The 413-nt window shown below is 70.2% G+C and carries 1 protein-coding gene; it reads right to left on the bottom strand.

Features of this window, described 5'->3' with window-relative positions:
* Positions 1 to 391 (bottom strand): SDR family oxidoreductase (locus tag AC1DBN_RS21545; protein ID WP_477724206.1); only part of this gene is annotated, 391 nt, incomplete at its 3' end.
* Positions 392 to 413 lie beyond the last annotated feature (22 nt).

Below are 413 nucleotides of genomic sequence, written 5' to 3'. Positions count from 1 at the left end.
CCTTGAGCCCCGAAGCCGCGCGCGTCTTCAGCGGCCCTGGCGAGATCGCATGCACGCGGATGCCCTGCGGCCCCAGCTCGTGCGCGAGGTAGCGGCAGCTGGCCTCGAGCGCGGCCTTCACCGGCCCCATCAGGTTGTAGTTCGGCACCACGCGGTTGGCGCCGTCGTAGCTCATCGCGAACAGCGTGCCGCCTTCGGTCATCAGCGGCACCGCGCGGCGCGCCATGCGGATGAACGAGTGGCACGAGACATCCATGGCCCGGGCGAAGCCCTCGGCGGACGAATTGAGCAGCCCGCCCTGGAGGTCCGCCTTCGGTGCGAAGGCCACCGAATGCACCACGGCGTCCAGCCGGCCCCAGTCCTCGGCGATGCGCGCGAACAGCGCAGTCATCTGCGTCTCGTCCTCCACGTTC

Source organism: Pseudarthrobacter sp. 10T415 (assembly GCF_056394175.1).
Note: the sequence above shows the minus strand (reverse complement) of the source record. Positions and strands in the feature narration are given on the sequence as shown.